Source organism: Phycicoccus ginsengisoli, from assembly GCF_054779295.1.
Map to the genome: position 1 here is coordinate 74,251 of NZ_BAAGYN010000009.1, position 17,342 is coordinate 91,592.

14 protein-coding genes and 1 tRNA gene are annotated in these 17,342 nt (G+C 72.1%); 10 read left to right on the forward strand and 5 right to left on the reverse strand.

The genetic code is table 11. The features are described 5' to 3' along the window. Nucleotides 1–30 precede the first annotated feature (30 nt). From fdhD to ACYVDO_RS15185, 3 genes are all read left to right on the forward strand, one after another. A complete protein-coding gene (gene fdhD, locus ACYVDO_RS15175; RefSeq protein ID WP_460937373.1) occupies nucleotides 31–870 on the forward strand; it encodes a formate dehydrogenase accessory sulfurtransferase FdhD in 840 nt (279 codons plus the stop codon). Nucleotides 871–1,013: 143 nt separating this feature from the next. Further along, a complete protein-coding gene (gene aceE, locus ACYVDO_RS15180) occupies nucleotides 1,014–3,779 on the forward strand; it encodes a pyruvate dehydrogenase (acetyl-transferring), homodimeric type (RefSeq protein ID WP_460937375.1) in 2,766 nt (921 codons plus the stop codon). Between the two features lie 177 nt (nucleotides 3,780–3,956). Then, nucleotides 3,957–4,850, forward strand: a complete 894-nt coding sequence (locus ACYVDO_RS15185; RefSeq protein WP_460937377.1) for an NAD-dependent epimerase/dehydratase family protein — start codon at nucleotides 3,957–3,959, stop codon at nucleotides 4,848–4,850. Between the two features lie 20 nt (nucleotides 4,851–4,870). Here the strand turns inward: ACYVDO_RS15185 and ACYVDO_RS15190 are convergent, their stop codons facing one another. Next, complete coding sequence (locus ACYVDO_RS15190) at nucleotides 4,871–6,055, reverse strand: glycerophosphodiester phosphodiesterase family protein (RefSeq protein ID WP_460937379.1); 1,185 nt, start codon at nucleotides 6,053–6,055, stop codon at nucleotides 4,871–4,873. A gap of 170 nt (nucleotides 6,056–6,225) precedes the next feature. On the opposite strand from ACYVDO_RS15190, the gene ACYVDO_RS15195 reads away from it, so the two are divergent. The 6 genes from ACYVDO_RS15195 (at nucleotide 6,226) to ACYVDO_RS15220 (ending at nucleotide 11,858) form a co-directional block, all read left to right on the forward strand. Continuing rightward, nucleotides 6,226–7,422 (forward strand): PucR family transcriptional regulator, encoded by a 1,197-nt coding sequence (locus ACYVDO_RS15195; protein ID WP_460937381.1) that lies wholly within the window; start codon nucleotides 6,226–6,228, stop codon nucleotides 7,420–7,422. Between the two features lie 100 nt (nucleotides 7,423–7,522). Next, entirely contained in the window at nucleotides 7,523–8,494 is a 972-nt protein-coding gene (locus tag ACYVDO_RS15200; RefSeq protein ID WP_460937383.1) for an ACP S-malonyltransferase, read from the forward strand. Between the two features lies 1 nt (nucleotide 8,495). Continuing rightward, a complete protein-coding gene (locus ACYVDO_RS15205; RefSeq protein ID WP_460937385.1) occupies nucleotides 8,496–9,518 on the forward strand; it encodes a beta-ketoacyl-ACP synthase III in 1,023 nt (340 codons plus the stop codon). An 81-nt stretch (nucleotides 9,519–9,599) separates the two neighbouring features. After that, nucleotides 9,600–9,848 (forward strand): acyl carrier protein, encoded by a 249-nt coding sequence (locus ACYVDO_RS15210; RefSeq protein ID WP_310157933.1) that lies wholly within the window; start codon nucleotides 9,600–9,602, stop codon nucleotides 9,846–9,848. A gap of 115 nt (nucleotides 9,849–9,963) precedes the next feature. Further along, nucleotides 9,964–11,208, forward strand: coding sequence for a beta-ketoacyl-ACP synthase II (gene fabF, locus ACYVDO_RS15215; protein ID WP_460937387.1), 1,245 nt, complete (start codon nucleotides 9,964–9,966; stop codon nucleotides 11,206–11,208). 92 nt (nucleotides 11,209–11,300) lie between these two features. Further along, on the forward strand, nucleotides 11,301–11,858 hold the full coding sequence (locus tag ACYVDO_RS15220; RefSeq protein WP_460937389.1) for a hypothetical protein: 558 nt from the start codon (nucleotides 11,301–11,303) through the stop codon (nucleotides 11,856–11,858). Between the two features lie 16 nt (nucleotides 11,859–11,874). Here ACYVDO_RS15220 and ACYVDO_RS15225 read toward each other — a convergent pair whose 3' ends face one another. From ACYVDO_RS15225 to ACYVDO_RS15235, 3 genes are all read right to left on the reverse strand, one after another. Beyond that, a complete protein-coding gene (locus tag ACYVDO_RS15225; protein WP_460937391.1) occupies nucleotides 11,875–12,513 on the reverse strand; it encodes a hypothetical protein in 639 nt (212 codons plus the stop codon). A 96-nt stretch (nucleotides 12,514–12,609) separates the two neighbouring features. After that, the gene (locus ACYVDO_RS15230) at nucleotides 12,610–13,125 is read right to left on the reverse strand and encodes a DUF3145 domain-containing protein (RefSeq protein WP_460937393.1); all 516 of its coding nucleotides are present in this window, start codon (nucleotides 13,123–13,125) and stop codon (nucleotides 12,610–12,612) included. A gap of 195 nt (nucleotides 13,126–13,320) precedes the next feature. Further along, a complete protein-coding gene (locus tag ACYVDO_RS15235; RefSeq protein WP_460937395.1) occupies nucleotides 13,321–13,809 on the reverse strand; it encodes a hypothetical protein in 489 nt (162 codons plus the stop codon). A 163-nt stretch (nucleotides 13,810–13,972) separates the two neighbouring features. Between ACYVDO_RS15235 and ACYVDO_RS15240 the strand changes: the two genes are divergently transcribed. Further along, nucleotides 13,973–14,046 (forward strand) — tRNA-Ile (locus ACYVDO_RS15240). A gap of 2,483 nt (nucleotides 14,047–16,529) precedes the next feature. Here the strand turns inward: ACYVDO_RS15240 and ACYVDO_RS15245 are convergent. Continuing rightward, a complete protein-coding gene (locus tag ACYVDO_RS15245) occupies nucleotides 16,530–17,306 on the reverse strand; it encodes a hypothetical protein (RefSeq protein WP_460937397.1) in 777 nt (258 codons plus the stop codon). Nucleotides 17,307–17,342: the final 36 nt, after the last annotated feature.

Genomic DNA, 17,342 nt, shown 5'->3' on the forward strand with positions numbered 1-17,342 from the left:
ACTCCCTCGCACCCGGCATACAGTCGGGTCATGGGACGGGTGACGCAGCGGGCGCCGAGCACGCGCGTGGAGGTCCTCGAGGACGGCTCGGTGCGCAGGACGTCCCGTCCCGACACCCTCGCCGTGGAGGAGCCGCTGGAGATCCGGGTCGCCGGGCGCCCGGTCACCGTCACCATGCGGACCCCCGGCGACGACTTCGACCTGACGCTGGGCAACCTGCTCACCGAGGGCGTCGTCGCGGAGGCGGTCGACGTCGCCCAGCTCATGCACTGCCTCGACGAGGACGAGACCGGCTCCCCCACGTACAACGTCGTCGACGTCACCCTCGCCGCCGGTGTCGTCCCCGACCTCGACCGGGCCGCGCGGTCCGGCTACCAGTCGAGCGCCTGCGGGGTGTGCGGCAAGACGAGCGTCGACGCCATCACCGCCACGAGCCCGTATGCCGTGGCCGCCGATCCCGTGCGCCTGGCGCCCGACGTCGTGGCGAGCCTGCCCGACCGGCTGCGCGAGCAGCAGAAGGTCTTCGACCGCACCGGTGGGCTGCACGCCGCGGGCGTCTTCACCGCCGAGGGCGACCCGCTCGTGGTCCGCGAGGACGTCGGGCGGCACAACGCGGTGGACAAGGTCGTGGGCTGGGCCGGTCGCGCAGGACTGCTGCCGTTGGGCGGCCACGTCCTGGTCGTGAGCGGCCGGGCCAGCTTCGAGCTCGTGCAGAAGGCGGTCATGGCGGGGATCCCCGCCCTCGTCGCGGTCTCGGCGCCCTCGTCGCTGGCCGTCCGGCTCGCCGCCGAGTCCGGGCTGACCCTCGTGGGCTTCACCCGCCCGCCCCGCATGACGGTGTACGCCGGCGCGCACCGCCTGGGCCTCTGACCGGGGACGATGCCGGCCGGCCACCCGCTCCGCATACCGGTCAGTAGGCATGGCCGGTTGTGACGCGCCCCTCCCGGGGGTGGAAGATGGACACAGGGCCGCACGCACCCCCGCGGCCGCAGCGCGAGAAAGGACTCACGACCGTGGCCGCACGCGAGGAAGCCGGACCCATCCTCAACGGCATCCCGAGCCAGCTCCCGGACATCGACCCCGAGGAGACGCGGGAGTGGCTCGAGTCGCTCGACGGCGTCATCGACGCCGGTGGGCGCAACCGAGCGCGGTACGTGATGCTCAAGCTGCTCCAGCGTGCCCGCGAGCAGCAGGTCGGCGTGCCGTCGCTGACCGCCACCGACTACATCAACACGATCTCCCCGGAGCAGGAGCCCTGGTTCCCCGGTGACGAGGAGGTCGAGCGGCGCTACCGCGCCTACCTGCGCTGGAACGCCGCCGTCATGGTGCACCGCGCCCAGCGCCCCGACATCTCCGTCGGCGGCCACATCTCCACCTACGCCTCGGCGGCGACCCTCTACGAGGTGGGCTTCAACCACTTCTGGCGGGGCGCCGACCACCCGGGCGGTGGCGACCAGGTCTTCTTCCAGGGCCACGCCTCCCCCGGCATGTACGCCCGCGCGTTCCTCGAGGGACGCCTGTCCGAGGACCAGCTCGACGGCTTCCGCCAGGAAAAGAGCCACATCGTGGCCGGCCAGCCGCTCGCGCTGCCGTCCTACCCACACCCGCGGCTCATGCCGGACTTCTGGCAGTTCCCGACGGTGTCGATGGGCATCGGCCCGATGAACGCGATCTACCAGGCGCAGTTCAACAAGTACCTGCACAACCGCGGCCTCAAGGACACCAGCCAGCAGCACGTCTGGGCGTTCCTCGGCGACGGCGAGATGGACGAGCCGGAGTCGCGCGGCCTGCTGCAGCTCGCCGCCCAGGAGGAGCTCGACAACCTCACCTTCGTCATCAACTGCAACCTGCAGCGGCTCGACGGTCCGGTGCGCGGCAACGGCAAGATCATCCAGGAGCTCGAGGCGTTCTTCCGCGGCGCCGGCTGGAACGTCATCAAGGTCGTCTGGGGCCGTGGCTGGGACCCGCTGCTCGCGGCCGACCGCGACGGCGCCCTCGTGCACCTGATGAACACCACGAGCGACGGCGACTACCAGACCTTCCGCGCCAACGACGGCAAGTACGTCCGCGAGAACTTCTTCGGCCGTGACCCGCGCACCCGCGAGATGGTCAAGGACTGGTCCGACGAGGACGTCTGGTGGAAGCTCAAGCGCGGCGGCCACGACTACCGCAAGGTCTTCGCGGCCTACCAGGCGGCGATGAACCACAACGGCCAGCCGACCGTGATCCTCGCCAAGACGATCAAGGGCTACGGCCTGGGCTCGCACTTCGCCGGCCGCAACGCCACGCACCAGATGAAGAAGCTGACCCTCGACGACCTCAAGGGCCTGCGCGACAGCCTCAAGCTGCCGATCTCCGACGAGGTGCTCGAGAAGGACCCGTACGCGCCCCCGTACTTCCACCCGGGCCCGGACGACCCGAGCATCAAGTACCTGCGCGAGCGCCGCGAGAAGCTCGGCGGCCCGCTGCCCGCCCGTCGCGTGGAGCACGAGCCGCTCAAGCTGCCCGACCACTCCGCCTACGACGTGGTGAAGAAGGGCACGGGCAAGCAGCAGATCGCGACGACCATGGCGTTCGTCCGGCTGCTCAAGGAGCTCATGCGCGACAAGGAGTTCGGCAAGCACGTGGTGCCGATCATCCCGGACGAGGCGCGCACGTTCGGCATGGACGCGTTCTTCCCGACGATCAAGATCTACAACCCGCACGGGCAGAACTACACCTCGGTCGACGCCGAGCTGATGCTCTCCTACAAGGAGTCGGCGCAGGGCCAGATCCTGCACCTCGGCATCAACGAGGCCGGCTCGGTCGCGGCGTTCACCGCGGCCGGCACGTCCTACGCGACCCACGGCATCCCCATGGTGCCGATCTACGTCTTCTACTCGATGTTCGGCTTCCAGCGCACGGGTGACTCCATCTGGGCGGCCGCCGACCAGATGACCCGGGGCTTCCTCATCGGAGCCACTGCGGGCCGCACCACCCTGACCGGTGAGGGCCTGCAGCACGCCGACGGCCACAGCCCGCTGCTCGCCGCGACCAACCCGGCCGTCGTCTCCTACGACCCGGCGTTCGGGTTCGAGATCGGCCACATCGTCGAGGACGGCCTGCGCCGGATGTACGGCGACGACCCCGAGAACGTCATCTACTACCTCACCGTCTACAACGAGCCGATGAGCCAGCCGGCCGAGCCGGAGAACGTCGACCACGAGGGCATCCTGCGCGGCATGCACCTCTTCGCGCCGGGCATCCCCGACGGCCTGCCGGAGGACGCCCCCCGGGTGCAGCTCCTCGCGTCCGGTGTCGGCGTGCCGTGGGCGCTGGAGGCCCAGGAGCTGCTGCGCAACGACTGGGGCGTGGTGGCCGACGTGTGGTCGGTGACGTCGTGGAGCGAGCTGCGTCGTGACGCCATGGCCTGCGACGAGCAGCGGTTCCTGCACCCGGACGGTGAGGCGCGGACGCCGTACGTCACCGAGAAGCTGCGGGACCGGCCCGGCCCCGTGGTGGCCGTGAGCGACTACATGCGCCAGGTGCAGGACCAGATCGCCCAGTGGGTGCCGGGTGACTACGCCTCGCTCGGCGCCGACGGGTTCGGCTTCTCCGACACCCGGCCGGCGGCGCGCCGCTTCTTCCACATCGACGGCCCCTCGGTCGCGGTGCGGGCGCTGCAGATGCTGGTCCAGCGCGGCGAGGTCGACGCGAGCACCGCTCGCGAGGCGGCGCAGCGCTACCGACTGCTCGACGTGACAGCTGGCACCTCGGGCACGGCGGGCGGCGACGCCTGACGCGCCCGGACCGCAGGCGAACCACCGGTATGCCGCCCCCTCACCTCGAGCGGGCGGCATACCCGTGCGTGGGGTCGGTTCGGGTCCGGCCGGCGCGGCGCCCGGACGTCCGGCCACGCAGCTGAGGCTCCGTGGTTGCCGGGTGCGGGACGAGACCCGGCCGTGAAGGATGGGGGCATGCCACCCTCCGCCAGCCCCTCCCTCCCCCACCGCGTCGTCGTCACCGGCGCCACCGGCAAGCTCGGCCGCGCCGTCGTCGCCCACCTGCGCGAGCTCGGCCTTGCTGTGCTCGCGGTCGACCGGGCAGGGGGTCCGGACCCGCGGCAGGTCGAGGGTGAGTTCATGCTGGTCGACCTCACCGACTACGGGCAGGTCGTCGAGGCGCTGTCAGGCAGCGTGGACGAGCACGACGGGCCGGTGGACGCGGTGGTGCACCTCGCGGCGATCCCCCAGCCGGGACTGCACTCCAACGCGGTGACGTTCGCGAACAACTCCGCCGCCACCTACAACGTCTTCGCCGCCGCGCGGGCGCTGGGCATCCGCAGGGTCGTCTGGGCCTCGAGCGAGACCGTCCTCGGGTTGCCGTTCGACACGCCGCCGCCCTACGCACCGGTCGACGAGGAGTACGCCCCACGGCCCGAGTCCACGTACTCCCTGAACAAGGTGCTCGAGGAGGAGATGGCCCGCCACTTCTGCCGCTGGGACCCCGAGCTCGTGGCGGTCGGGCTGCGCTTCTCCAACGTGATGGCGGTCGAGGACTACGCCCGGTTCCCGTCGTTCGACGCCGACCCGCAGGCGCGCCGCTGGAACCTGTGGGGCTACATCGACGCCCGCGACGGGGCGCAGGCGGTCGAGCGCGGACTCGCGCACGAGGCGCCGGGTGCGGACGTCTTCGTCATCGCCAACGCGGACACGGTGATGAGCCGCTCGAGCGCCTCGCTGATGGCCGAGGTCTACCCCGACGTGGAGGTGCGACGGGAGCTCGGCGAGCACGAGACCCTGCTGTGCATCGACAAGGCGCGCCGGGTGCTCGGGTACGAGCCTCGGCACACCTGGCGCGACCACGTCTGAGCGCTGGGCCGGCGTCCCGGTCAGCTCCGGGGCTTGTGCCAGGTCCGCAGGAGGGTGACCCGGTGCCGGGCGCGAGCCGCGAGGCAGACGTCCGGCTGGTCGCAGAACAGGCCGTCGACCCCGGCGCCCAGGACCGCCCGGTCGAAGTCGACCGCACGGCCCCGGGCCGCCGGGTCGGTGCCGATGCGGTAGTCCACCGGCAGGAAGACGTTCTCCGCGCGCAGGGTGTAGACGTGGACCCGCAGGCCGGCCGCGTGGGCCCGGCGCACGAGCGCGGTCGGCGTGGCGAGCCGGCCGTCCGGGCGGCGCGGCAGCACCAGGGAGACGTCGGGGCCGACCGCCCAGGCGTACCGCGCCACCCAGGCCAACCCGGTCGACGTCATGAGGTCGGCGAAGGTGCGGGGGTCACCCGAGACGGTGAAGTCGTACGGGCGGCCGCCACCCATTAGCTGGACCAGCCGCATCCGCGCCCCGAGGTCGGTGCGCAGGTGCTGCAGGGACGTCGGTTCGAAGGACTGGACCAGCACCGGGGCCGAGGGCGAGTCGAGCCCGGCACCCCGGAGCGCGGCGAGCATCGGTTCCTCGATCGGCAGGCCCTCGGAGCGGAAGTAGGTGGGGTTCTTGACCTCCGGGTAGACGGCCACCTGTCGTCCCGTCGACCGGCTCAGCTCGGCACGCAGGGCCAGTACCTCGTCGAAGGTGGGCACGGGGAACTGCCCGTCCCACGCCGTGTTGGCCGGGCGGATCGCAGGCATGCGCTCGTGCACCCGCAAGGTCCTCAGCTGCGCCAGGGTGAGGTCGTCGACGAACCAGCCGGTCTGGGTGATGCCGCTGACCTGCTTGGTCGTCTTCAGGTCGGCGAGCTCCGGGTGCTGCGCCACGTCGGTGACCGTGGAGAGCTCGACGTCGTGGACGTCGACGAGGACGTGGTCGCGCGTCGAGGCCAGGTCGGGCTCGATCGCGTCGGCGCCCCGGGCGACGGCCACGCGGTAGGCCTCGAGCGTGTGTTCCGGCCGGTACCCGGAGGCACCCCGGTGGGCGATGACCATGGCCGTGGGCACCAACGACGGGACCCGCGAGGGGTCGAGCGGGGTGGCCGTGGCCGGGGCTGCGCCCGGCAGCACCAGGGCCAGCGCGACCGCAGCTCCCACGACCGGGACGGCCGTCACGACTCTGCGGGCCGCTCGGCGCCACCGTTCCACCACGGCGCTGGACTCTACGGCACGCTCGGCCGGTGACCCGGGAGGTTTGGCCCTTTTCGCCCAGCTCGCGCCGAAGGGACGAGCCGACCGTCGGTCCTGGACCCGTCGGCGCCCGCGCCCGGCATCGTGGCCGCCCCCGAGGCTTGTGGACGGCATACAAATAGACTCCCGGTATGCCGCCTGCGGACCTGGGCTTCTCGTCGGACACCGTGCTGCGGGTGGAGCGCTCCGCCGGCGAGCTCTCGAGCGCCGCCACGCGGCGGATGGAGGCCGCGCACGACTGGTACCGCGCGCTGTCGGCCGAGGACCGGTCCTGGGTGGGGCTGGTGGCCCAGGCGGGCATCGCCGCGTTCATCGCCTGGCTGCGCCACGGAGGCGACCAGGCGCCGGTGACGGCCGACGTGTTCGGCACGGCGCCCCGCGAGCTCACCCGCTCGATCACCCTGCGCCACACCCTCGATCTCGTGCGCTCCGTCGTCGACGTGGTCGAGCAGGACGCCACCGCCCTCGCCGAGCCGGGACAGGAGCAGGCCCTGCGCGAGGCCGTCCTGCGGTACTCCCGGGAGATCGCGTTCGCCGCGGCGGAGGTGTACGCGCACGCCGCGGAGGAACGAGGCGCGTGGGACGCCCGGCTCGAGGGCCTGGTCGTCGACGCGGTGCTGCGCGGCGAGGCCGACGACTCGATGCAGTCGCGGGCGGCGGCCCTCGGCTGGGGCTCGACGACCCGGGTGGCCGTGGTCGCGGGCAGCACGCCGCCGGGCAGCCCTGCCGGCGTCGTGGACGGCCTGCGCCGGGCCGCCGAGCGGGTCGGGGTGGACACCCTGGCCGCCGTGCAGGGGCGCCGGCTCGTGTGCATCTTCGGCAACGTCGAGGACCCCCTGGCGGCGGCTCGTGAGGTGGGCGACCACTTCGGCGACGGGCCGCTCGTGGTGGGCCCCACCGTGCCGCACCTGTTCGCCGCCGGCCGGTCGGCCCGGGCTGCCCTGGCCGGCCAGAGCTGCGCGCAGGCGTGGCCGGAGGCGCCACGACCGGTGGCGGCCGACGACCTCCTGGCGGAGCGCGTCCTGGTCGGCGACGCCCCCGCCCGCGCCCTGCTGCTGGACCGGATCTGGAACCCGCTCACGACCCATTCCGGCGGGACGCTGCTCGAGACCGCCTCCGTCTACCTCGAGTCGGGCGGCGGCCTGGAGGGGACGGCGCGGGTGCTGTTCGTGCACCCGAACACCGTGCGCTACCGGCTCGGGCGGATCGCCGACCTGACCGGCTACCAGCTCACCGAGCCGCACGACGCCCACACCGTGCGGATCGCGCTGGCCCTGGGCCGGCTGAGCCGGCCGTCGCCGGTTGTGAGACGGACCACACCGGCCTGACCGCGCGTGCGCGGTTTGGAGGTTTCCTCCAAACCCGGCCCACCAAGTTCGTCGCGAACGGTCACGCCTGCGGCGGCCCGGACTCGGAAGGCTGGGGTCCGTGCTCGCGATCCTCTGCCCCGGACAGGGCTCCCAGACGCCCGGTTTCCTCGCCCCTTGGCTCGAGCTGCCGGAGTTCCGCTCCCGGCTCGAGGCGCTCTCCGACGTGGCCGGGCTCGACCTCGTGGCGCACGGGACGACCTCCGACGCGGAGACGATCAAGGACACCGCCGTCGCCCAGCCGCTCATCGTCGCGGCGGGCCTGGCCGCGGCCAGCGTGCTCTTCCCGAACGGACCGGCCGCTGCCGGGGTCGGCGCGGTCGCCGGCCACTCGGTGGGCGAGATCACCGCCGCTGCCTTCGCCGGAGTGCTCGACGACCACGACGCCATGACCTTCGTCCGCGAGCGCGGCGCCGGCATGGCAGCAGCCTCCGCCGTCACCCCGACCGGCATGAGCGCCGTGCTCGGCGGCGACCCCGAGGAGGTGCTCGCCGTGCTCGAGCGCCACGGCCTCACCCCGGCCAACGCCAACGGCGCGGGCCAGACCGTGGCCGCGGGCACGCTGGAGCAACTGCAGGCCCTGGCCGCCGACCCGCCCGCCAAGGCGCGCGTCATCCCGCTGCAGGTCGCCGGCGCCTTCCACACCTCCCACATGTCACCGGCCGTGGACGCCCTGCGCGAGCTCAGCGCCGACTTCGCCGTGAGCGACCCCGGGGTCACGCTGCTGTCCAACGCCGACGGCGCCCCGGTGGCCGGCGGCGCCGACGCCCTCGCCCGGCTGGTCGCGCAGGTCAGCAACCCGGTCCGTTGGGACCGCTGCATGCAGGGCCTCGTCGACCTCGGCGTCACGGCCGTCCTCGAGCTCCCCCCGGCCGGCACGCTCGTCGGTCTCGCCAAGCGCGGCATGCCCGGGGTGGCCACACTGGGGGTGAAGGGCCCCGACGACCTCGAGGCCGCCCGCACCCTCGTCCGCGAACACGGCGGAGACCCCGCCGGCGCACCGACCTCCCCCACCGATGCGCAGGAAGCCTGACATGACGACTCCAGCCCCCAAGCTCACCGGCACGATCACCGCGCCGGAGGGCGCCCGCTACGCCCGCATGCTGGGCGTCGGCGGCTACCGACCCGAGCGCGTGGTCCCCAACTCCGAGATCGTCGACCTGATCGACTCCTCCGACGAGTGGATCCGCGAGCGCTCCGGCATCATCGAGCGCCGGTTCGCCGCGCCCGAGGAGTCGGTGGTCGACATGTCGGAGGCCGCCACCCGCGAGGCCCTCACCGCCGCAGGGCTGGAGGCGGCCCAGGTCGACGCGGTCATCGTCGCGACCGTCACGCACCCGTACCAGACCCCCGCGGCCGCACCGATCCTGGCCGACCGGCTCGGGATCCGCGGCGCCGCCTTCGACATCAGTGCCGCGTGCGCCGGCTACTGCCACGGCATCAGCCTGGCCAGTGACATGGTGCGCGGAGGGTCGGCCCAGCACGTGCTGGTCGTCGGGGTGGAGAAGCTGTCCGACTTCACCGACCCGCGCGACCGCGGCAGCGCCTTCATCTTCGGCGACGGCGCCGGCGCCGCGATCGTGGGTCCGTCGGACACGCCGGCCATCGGGCCGACGGTCTGGGGCTCGGACGGCTCGCAGTGGCGCACCATCAGCCAGCGCGACTCCTGGGTCGAGCTCAAGCAGAACGGCGGCGTCGGCTCCCCCGCCATCGGCATGGCGGGCCAGTCCGTCTTCCGCTGGGCCGTCTGGGGCATGGCACCGGTCGCGCAGAAGGCCCTCGACGCCGCGGGCGTCCGCGCCGAGGACCTCGACGCGTTCATCCCCCACCAGGCGAACATGCGCATCATCGACGCGATGATCAAGCAGCTCAAGCTGCCCGAGGACATCCCGGTGGCACGCGACATCGCCCAGACCGCCAACACCTCCGCGGCGTCCATCCCGCTCGCCACCGAGCGGATGCTGCGCGAGGGAGAGGCGCCCCACGGTGGTCTCGCGCTGCAGATCGGCTTCGGCGCCGGCCTCGTGTACGCCGCGCAGGTCGTCGTCCTGCCCTGAGTCCCCCGTCGGCCCGCGGGCAAACCGGGCCACCGACCGATGCACGACACGCAAGCGACACACACGAAGGAGCGCAAGCCAATGGCGCAGAGCGAGCAGGAGATCCTCGAGGGTCTGGCCGAGATCGTCAACGAGGAGACCGGTCTCGACACCGAGTCGGTGCAGCCGGAGAAGTCCTTCACGGACGACCTCGACATCGACTCCCTGTCGATGATGACGATCGTCGTCAACGCCGAGGAGAAGTTCGGCGTCCGCATCCCCGACGACGAGGTCAAGAACCTCAAGACGGTGGGCGACGCCGTGTCGTTCATCGCCAAGAACCAGGGCTGAGCCCGGGCGGCGGCGGCCCCGCCCGGCCACCCGGCACACTGGTGCCAGGACACGGGCCCGGCGCGGGCCGCCGCCGCGCACCGCACCGCACGCACACGAAGGAGCACCCCCAGCCATGACCGCACAGCGACGCGTCGTCGTCACCGGCGTCGGAGCCACCACCCCGGTCGGCGGCACCGCCACCGAGACGTGGGACGCCATCCTCGCGGGTCGCTCCGGCGCCCGGACCATGGACTTCGACTGGGTGCAGACCTACGAGCTGCCCGTGCACTTCGCGGCCACCATCCACACCCAGCCCCTCGACGTCCTCACGAAGGTCGAGGTGCGGCGCAACGACCCCTCCGCGCAGTACTCCCTCATCGCGGCCCGTGAGGCCTGGGCGGACGCCGGCGCACCGGAGGTCGACCCCGAGCGCCTTGCCGCCTGCATCGGCACGGGCATCGGCGGCGTCTGGACCCTGCTCGACGCCTGGGACACCCTGCGCGAGAAGGGCCCCCGCCGGGTCTTCCCGCTCTCCGTGCCCATGCTCATGCCCAACACGTCGTCCGCCGCCGTCTCCCTCGACCTCGGTGCCCGGGCCGGCGCGCACACGCCGGTGTCCGCCTGCGCCTCGGGCCTGGAGGCCATGGGGTATGCCGCGGAGATGATCCGCAGCGGGCGCGCCGACATCGCGGTGGCCGGCGGCACCGAGGCTGCGGTCCACCCCCTCCCCATCTCCGGGTTCGCCGCCATGCAGGCGCTGTCGACCCGCAACGACGACCCGCAGCACGCCTCGCGCCCCTACGACACCGCCCGCGACGGCTTCGTGCTCGGTGAGGGCGCTGCCGTGATCGTGCTCGAGGAGTACGAGTCGGCCAAGGCGCGCGGCGCCACGATCTACGCCGAGCTGTCCGGGATCGGCATGTCGTCCGACAGCCACCACATCACGGCGCCGGAGCCCGAGGGTGCCGGAGCCTCGCGGGCGATGCGGGAGGCGGTCGAGTCCGCCGGCCTGACGCCGAAGGACGTCGTGCACATCAACGCGCACGCCACCTCCACGCCGGTCGGTGACGTGGCCGAGTCCAACGCCATCCGCCGCGCCTTCGGCGGTGACGCGGACGGTATGCCGGTGAGCGCCACCAAGTCGATGACCGGTCACCTGCTCGGTGCCGCCGGTGCGCTCGAGGGCGTGCTGACGATCCTGGCCGTGCACCACCGGATCGCCCCGGCCACCATCAACGTGGACGACCTCGACCCGCAGATCGACCTCGACGTCGTCCGCGGCGAGGCACGCAAGCTGCCCGAGGGTGACATCGCAGCGCTGAACAACTCGTTCGGCTTCGGCGGCCACAACGTCGCCGTCCTGTTCACCAGCGTCTGACCCTCGCCCGTTCGGCCAGACCTTCCGCCCGTCCGTCCGAGTATCAGGGGGCGGGCCCGTAGCCTCCTTTCCGGGACGCAGGAGGTTAGGGGATGCAGGGGAATGCCGAGGCCGACGACGAGCCGCGCGAGGCCGTCGTGGTGGTGGACGAGCTGATGGCTCGACGGGCCTTGCGGGCCGCACGACGGCACGTGCTTCGCCGGCCGCACACCTGGTTGGCCGTGTGCGGCGCCGTCGGCCTGCTGTGGCTGCCGACCGCCCTCGCGGTGGTCTCCGGTCCGGGTCTTGGCAGGGGGGCGCTGGTGTCCTCCCTCGCGGTCCTGGCCTGCGTCACGGCACTGTGCCCCTTCGTGGCCGTGACGATGGTGCGCCTGCACGTGGGCTCGGAGGTGGCTCGCGACCTCGGACCCGGCCAGCTCGTGGGGGTGGTGGTGGGACGTCGCACCCTCCGCGTCCGAGGTCACCACTGCGCCCACGAGGTGAGCTACGACCTCATCCGGACCATCGAGGAGGCCGACGGCATGGTCGTGGTGGGCCTGGCGGGCCGGTACTGGTTCCTGCCCGTCGAGCTCTTCGACGCGGCGAGCCTCGCCGTCCTTCGCCAGCGGGTGGGCCCACGTCGCAGCTCCCCGACCCTGCTGCTCGCGTGACCTCGGGCCCGAGCGGTCAGTGACCCTTGGTCTTGGTCGGCGTCGGGAGCGGCAGGCGGATGACCGGACCGGTGGTCGTCGTGCTCGTGGGGCTGGGGGTCGAGGAGGTGGTCGAGGAGGTCGGGGTCGTCCCCGAGCGGGTGCTCGTGGTCGGCCGGGCCGTCGAGGCGCGCGGCGCGGGCGGGGCGGTCGGCCTCTGGACCGGCGCGGTGGCTGCCGGCGAGGGCGTCCTCGTGGCGCCCCGCGACGGGCTGGTGGGCGACGTCCGCGGCTGGCTCGTGGAGGCGGCGGGCGTGTCGACCGCACCGGGTGGTGGGGTCTCGGGGTCGGCGGTGGTGGCCCCCGCGGCACTCGAACCGGACAGCATGAACGGGAAGGCCGCCAGGGCGGTCAGGCCACCGACCCAGAGCAGCATGAGGCTCGGGAGCGGTGTCAACGAGGTCCGTCGTCGCGAGCCTCGGCCGTGGTGTCGCTCGACCTCGCGCACGTAGGCCGTCAACGTCGCGACGGCGGCCGCGCTCAGCAACCAGAGCAGGACGGCCGCCACGGTGGTCCCGGTGGTCAGGTCGGCTCGCAGCACCAGCCAGGCGCACCAGGCCAGGGCGACGCCACCGACCACGGCCACGGCGCTCGTCAGCGCTTGACGGGGTCTCACACAGTCCTCCTGGGATCAGGGATCAGCGCAGAAGGGTAGCGCCAGACGGCCCGAGGACAGGAAACGTGCAGGTGGCAGCGGTGCGTCGGCGGCGTCTCACCCCACCTTGTGGAGCCAGCGCACGGGGGCCCCGTCACCGGCATACCGGAAGGGCTCGAGCTCGTCGTCCCAGTCGGTGCCGAGCAGCTCGTCGAGCATCTCGGCCATGGCCTCCGGGGAGCCCTGGGACAGGCGCAGCACCTCGCGCAGGCGGTCCTCGTTGACGACGGCGTCACCGCTTGCCGACGTCCAGGTGTGGTGGATGCCGAGGCTGGGGGTGTGGGACCACCGCGAGCCGTCGGCACCCGGGCTGGGCTCCTCGGTGATCTCGTAGCGCAGGTTGTCCCACCCGCGCAGGGTCGAGGCGAGCTTGGCGCCGGTGCCCTGGACACCGCTCCACGGGAACTCCGCGCGGACCAGTGAGGCACCGGCAGGCTGACGCGTCCACTCGATGGAGACCCCGGTCTCGAGGACCGACTCCAGCGCCCACGTGATGTGCGGGCACAGCGCAGCCGGGGTGGAGTGGACGAACACCACCCCGCGAGTCATGACACGCGGCATCGCGACAGACATCCGGGCCTCCTTCGTGTGTGAGGGACGTCTTCCCCAACGACCTCTTCACGGGTGCTCGGCGTGTGTGCCGCGACTCTTCAGTTGTCTGTGCTGGGCCCATTGTGCACCACGAGCACCGCAGGCACCAGCACTCCCACAGATCACGCCGAGCGCGGGTCGGCCACCGTGGGGTGGCCGACCCGCTCCGGCCGAGGGTCAGCTGGTCGCGCTGGGGGTGGATGACTGCCCGCTCTGCTGCGACCCGGTCTGGCTGCCCGGACGCTGACCGCCCGGTGCGCCCTGCCCCATGACCTGGACGCTGGTGACGGCGTAGCCCTTGTCGACCTGGACGATGATCCGCGTGCCGTCGGTGCGCACCATGTGCGCCTCGTACACGCCGTCGGAGTCCGTCTCGACCCGCTGGATCGTGGCCGTGGGCTCCTTCTTCTTGGCGGCGGCCGTGACCTTGGCGGCGACGTCGCCGGTGAGCAGCTTCTCGTCGCTGCGCATCGGCTTGCTGGGGTCGGTGTTGCCGTTGCCCATGGGCGCTTGGACGTGGCCGGCAGCGCCGCCCTGCTGCGGTGCGGTGTATGCCGCGGCTGCCGTGGAGGTCGCAGGTGCGGCACTGGCCAGGGAGGCGCCCGTGATGGCGATGCCGGCGGCTGCGGCGAGACCAGCGGCGACAGGGACGATACGGATCTTCATGGGGTTCTCCTTCAGGTGGTGGAGCTCCACCGTCGGGGTCCGCGCTGTGGCAGCGGACAGGCCTTGCCGTGGGACACCTGTCAGGTCCCGGCGACGCTGTGAGGAGGCTGAGCCGAGGGAGATAGGCTTCCGGCGCCCAGCGCGGTGCGAGCCGGGCTGATGCGGGGCAGTAGCTCAGTCGGTCAGAGCAGCGGACTCATAATCCGTCGGTCGTCGGTTCAAGCCCGACCTGCCCCACTTGTGTTTCCGCAGGTCAGCGGCCTGCGGCTCGTTGTTGTTCTCCATCGTTCCTCCTTGGTTGGTTGCTACGGATTTGCTAACGCGTGATCCCATCAGTCCTCGCCGAGTTTCTCGAATCGCCCCGCCGGCCGTCATCCCCACCAACGCCCCCTGCGTGGCCGGCTCACCCTGGCTCACCGACCCGCAACCGGCCGAGCCTGACGCGCAGACGCAGTCGACGCCTCAGAGTGACGCGTCAGCCAACGGCGCGGGCTGAGTTCGCGCCCGTACCCCCTCGACGGGTTCGCCACACGCGGGCACCCCGGCCTGTCCTCCGCGTGTGGCGTCGCTCGCGGTGGGCATAGAAGGGATGGCGGCACCGCTAGCGTCCAGCAGCGTGGCGCTAGTGGTGACGTCGTCCATCGGGCCCGAGCGTCGGTGGTCGATGCCGTCGCCGTAGCCCAGATGGGGGATGGCGGTACGACGCGAGGAGGAGGATGCTCGGTTGCGCGGGGGAAGGGCGCCCCGGACCAAGGGGGGCTTGTGGGTGGTCGCCGCGCCGGCTGGGGATGTGCCGGTGCGGCGACACGGGGGCGCTGGTCCCGCATGGGCGTGCCCCCGCCCCGGACGGGAGTGGTGGCGGAGGCGCGGCGGACACGCTCAGCGCTATAGCCGGCATTCGCGCTTCACAGGCTTGCGCCGCGTGCGGTCGGCCGTGGAGGGACCATGGTCCCAAAACGACAGAACGCCCTCGTCCTCCTCGTGGGGGCTTGGGGCCGGCCAGTCCGAGCTCGTCAGCGCCTCCGCTCCAGGGCCATGAGCCAGATCGCCCGGCCGGGGAAGTTGGGCCGATCCACCGACGAGGACTGTCGGTCCGGGGGCACTTGGCTCGAGGCCCCGGTGCGCGGGGCCATCGCCAAGGGGAGGGGATGTGTCATGGCCTTGGGGTCAAGAGTGGGGATAGTGGTCTTGGCGGTGGCCGTGCTGGGGGGTGCGGCTCGGGGGGTGCGGCGTCGAGCAGCAGCGACAAGTACGAGCAGACCTGGACGACCTCCTACGCGAAGACCACGTGCGCGGACTACACGCAGACCATGACCGTCAAGCAGCGATGGGTCATGGCGGCCGACATGCTCGTCAGCTCGCGCGGGAGGGGGAAACGACAGCGCGGTGGCCTCGACGTTCAAGGCGCGACGGCCGCAGGCTTCCCTGACAGGACGTGACCGGAGGGGCCGGTGCCCGTCCCAACCGTGGACACCCTTCGCGAGAGGGCGTACACAGGAAGCGATGGACCCGAGATGGCCCCCTTTCTGGCATGGGACCTACGGCACGCGCTGTGCTCGGGACGGGTACGGCGCTGTCAGACCGCCGGATGGGACGGGACCATGGATCCCACGACCGACGAGCTGCACATCACGATCGCCCAGTCACCCGCCTCGGACGGCTGGGGCTTCGTGGGAACGGTCAGGATCGCGGACCATGAGTGTTACCGCAGCCTTCGCGTCTTCACGACACCGACCGGGGCGCTTGAAGCGACCAGAGGGGTCATGGGCGACGTCCTCGGGGCTCTGCTTGCCGGCCAAGAATGGAGAACCCTCAGCGACCAGGTCGGTCACACCCCTACCCCGGCCGATCTTCGCCTCGGGCTGGCAAGCTAGCTCATGACGCCCCCGGTGTTCAGGAGCCTCAACCGCGCCGACGACCCAGGCGAGAGCACCCACGCCTAGCTGCGGGGTTGCATGTGCGGCTACGGACACCGGCCATCGGACCGCCCCCTGCGTTCCAAGTCCGCATAGAGCCGCAGCTCGTCCCGGAATCGCGGGGGGACCGGGAGGTTGTTGCTTCGTAGGCCCTCCGCGAACGCCTGCATCGCAGCGAAGAGGATCGACCGTGCTCGCGCCAGTTCGTGCTGCGCGTGTGGCTCCGAGCGGAGGCCCTCCACGGCGTCACGGGATGTCTGGACCGCCCTACGCAACTCGCCCAGCGCCTGCGCCGACAGGTGTGAAGCGATCGGATCGGCGGCCATTCCGGCACCCGGCTTCCATCGCGGTACGGCACGGTGCCGATGTTGCGACTCTGCGTCAAGGATACGTGCCGATGCTTCGGTGAGGAGTTTCCTCAGGGGTCCCACGGTGCGGGCGGCGCTGGGGACGGCAGGGGGCGGCGCGTGCGCCTCCCAGCCGACCCGACTCGAGGTCACTGCGCAGACCCGCGGGGTTCGGGCCGCCGGTGGTGGCGCAAAGGTGGCACACCAGTGTGCAAATGACCGCTGCACCGTGTCAGCGAACCACACGAACTGGGCACGAATCGGCTCAGGTCCGCGTCCGACCCGCGACGTCGGGACGTCTCCCGGTCCGTCGGTCGTTGGTCCGAGCCCGAAGTGCCCCACGAGAGGGCGCCCCAAGAGACGGGTGGTGGGCCACCCGCCGCCGAAGCGCCACAGTTCGCGAACGGAGGTCGCCTGCCACCTCTTCGGGTGGCAGGCGACCTCGTGAGGTGAAGGGTCAGACCAGCGACGCGCACTGGCCGATCGCGTTGCGCCCCACGACGTTCACGCTGCCCGGGACGAACCCACCGGACACACCGGGCGTCAGCCCCGTGCAGGTGAGGTTCTTCCCGATCGTGTTGCGGACGACGTACACGCCGGGGGCCCCGGGGTGCTCGTCCATGATCGTGATGTCGGTCAGGGTGGTGTTCCCGCCGATCTGGTTGAACAGCACGCCGAGCCACTCGCTCGTCTGGCCGCTCACCGTGAGGTTGCGGGCGATCGTGTTGTTCTTGATCGACCACGGGATCTGCGAGCCCCCGCCCGTGAAGGTCACGTTGCCGCCGACGGTGACCCCGTTGAGCAGGAACGCCAGGGCATCGGTGGCCGTGACGTTGCCGTGGACGGCGATCGTCGAGTGGCCTTCGGGCTGCACCATGCACTCGTGCGCCGAGTTGCCCGTGTACGACGGCGGCTGGCACCCCAGCCCGACCAGCGAGCCCGGCGCGGCGGTGACGTTGTGGCCGACCGTGATCGTCGACGGAGCGCTCTGGGCGTCGAGCATGGCGCCGGCCATGACGTTGATGTTGCCGGCGACGTTGATGACGGCTCCGGCGCCCACCGAGCACTGACCCGTCACGGTGATGCTCGAGTAGCTCCCGGACGGGACCTCACCGCCGGTGCACGTGTAGGCCGTCCCACCGGGCCCAGATGCCATCGCCGGGCTGCCGGCGAGCGCCATGGCCCCCGCGACCGCGGCCGCCCCGAGGGCTCTGGACCACATTGCCTTCTTCATGCGCACTGCCCCTTCTCTCGCGGCCCCCGGCGGGCC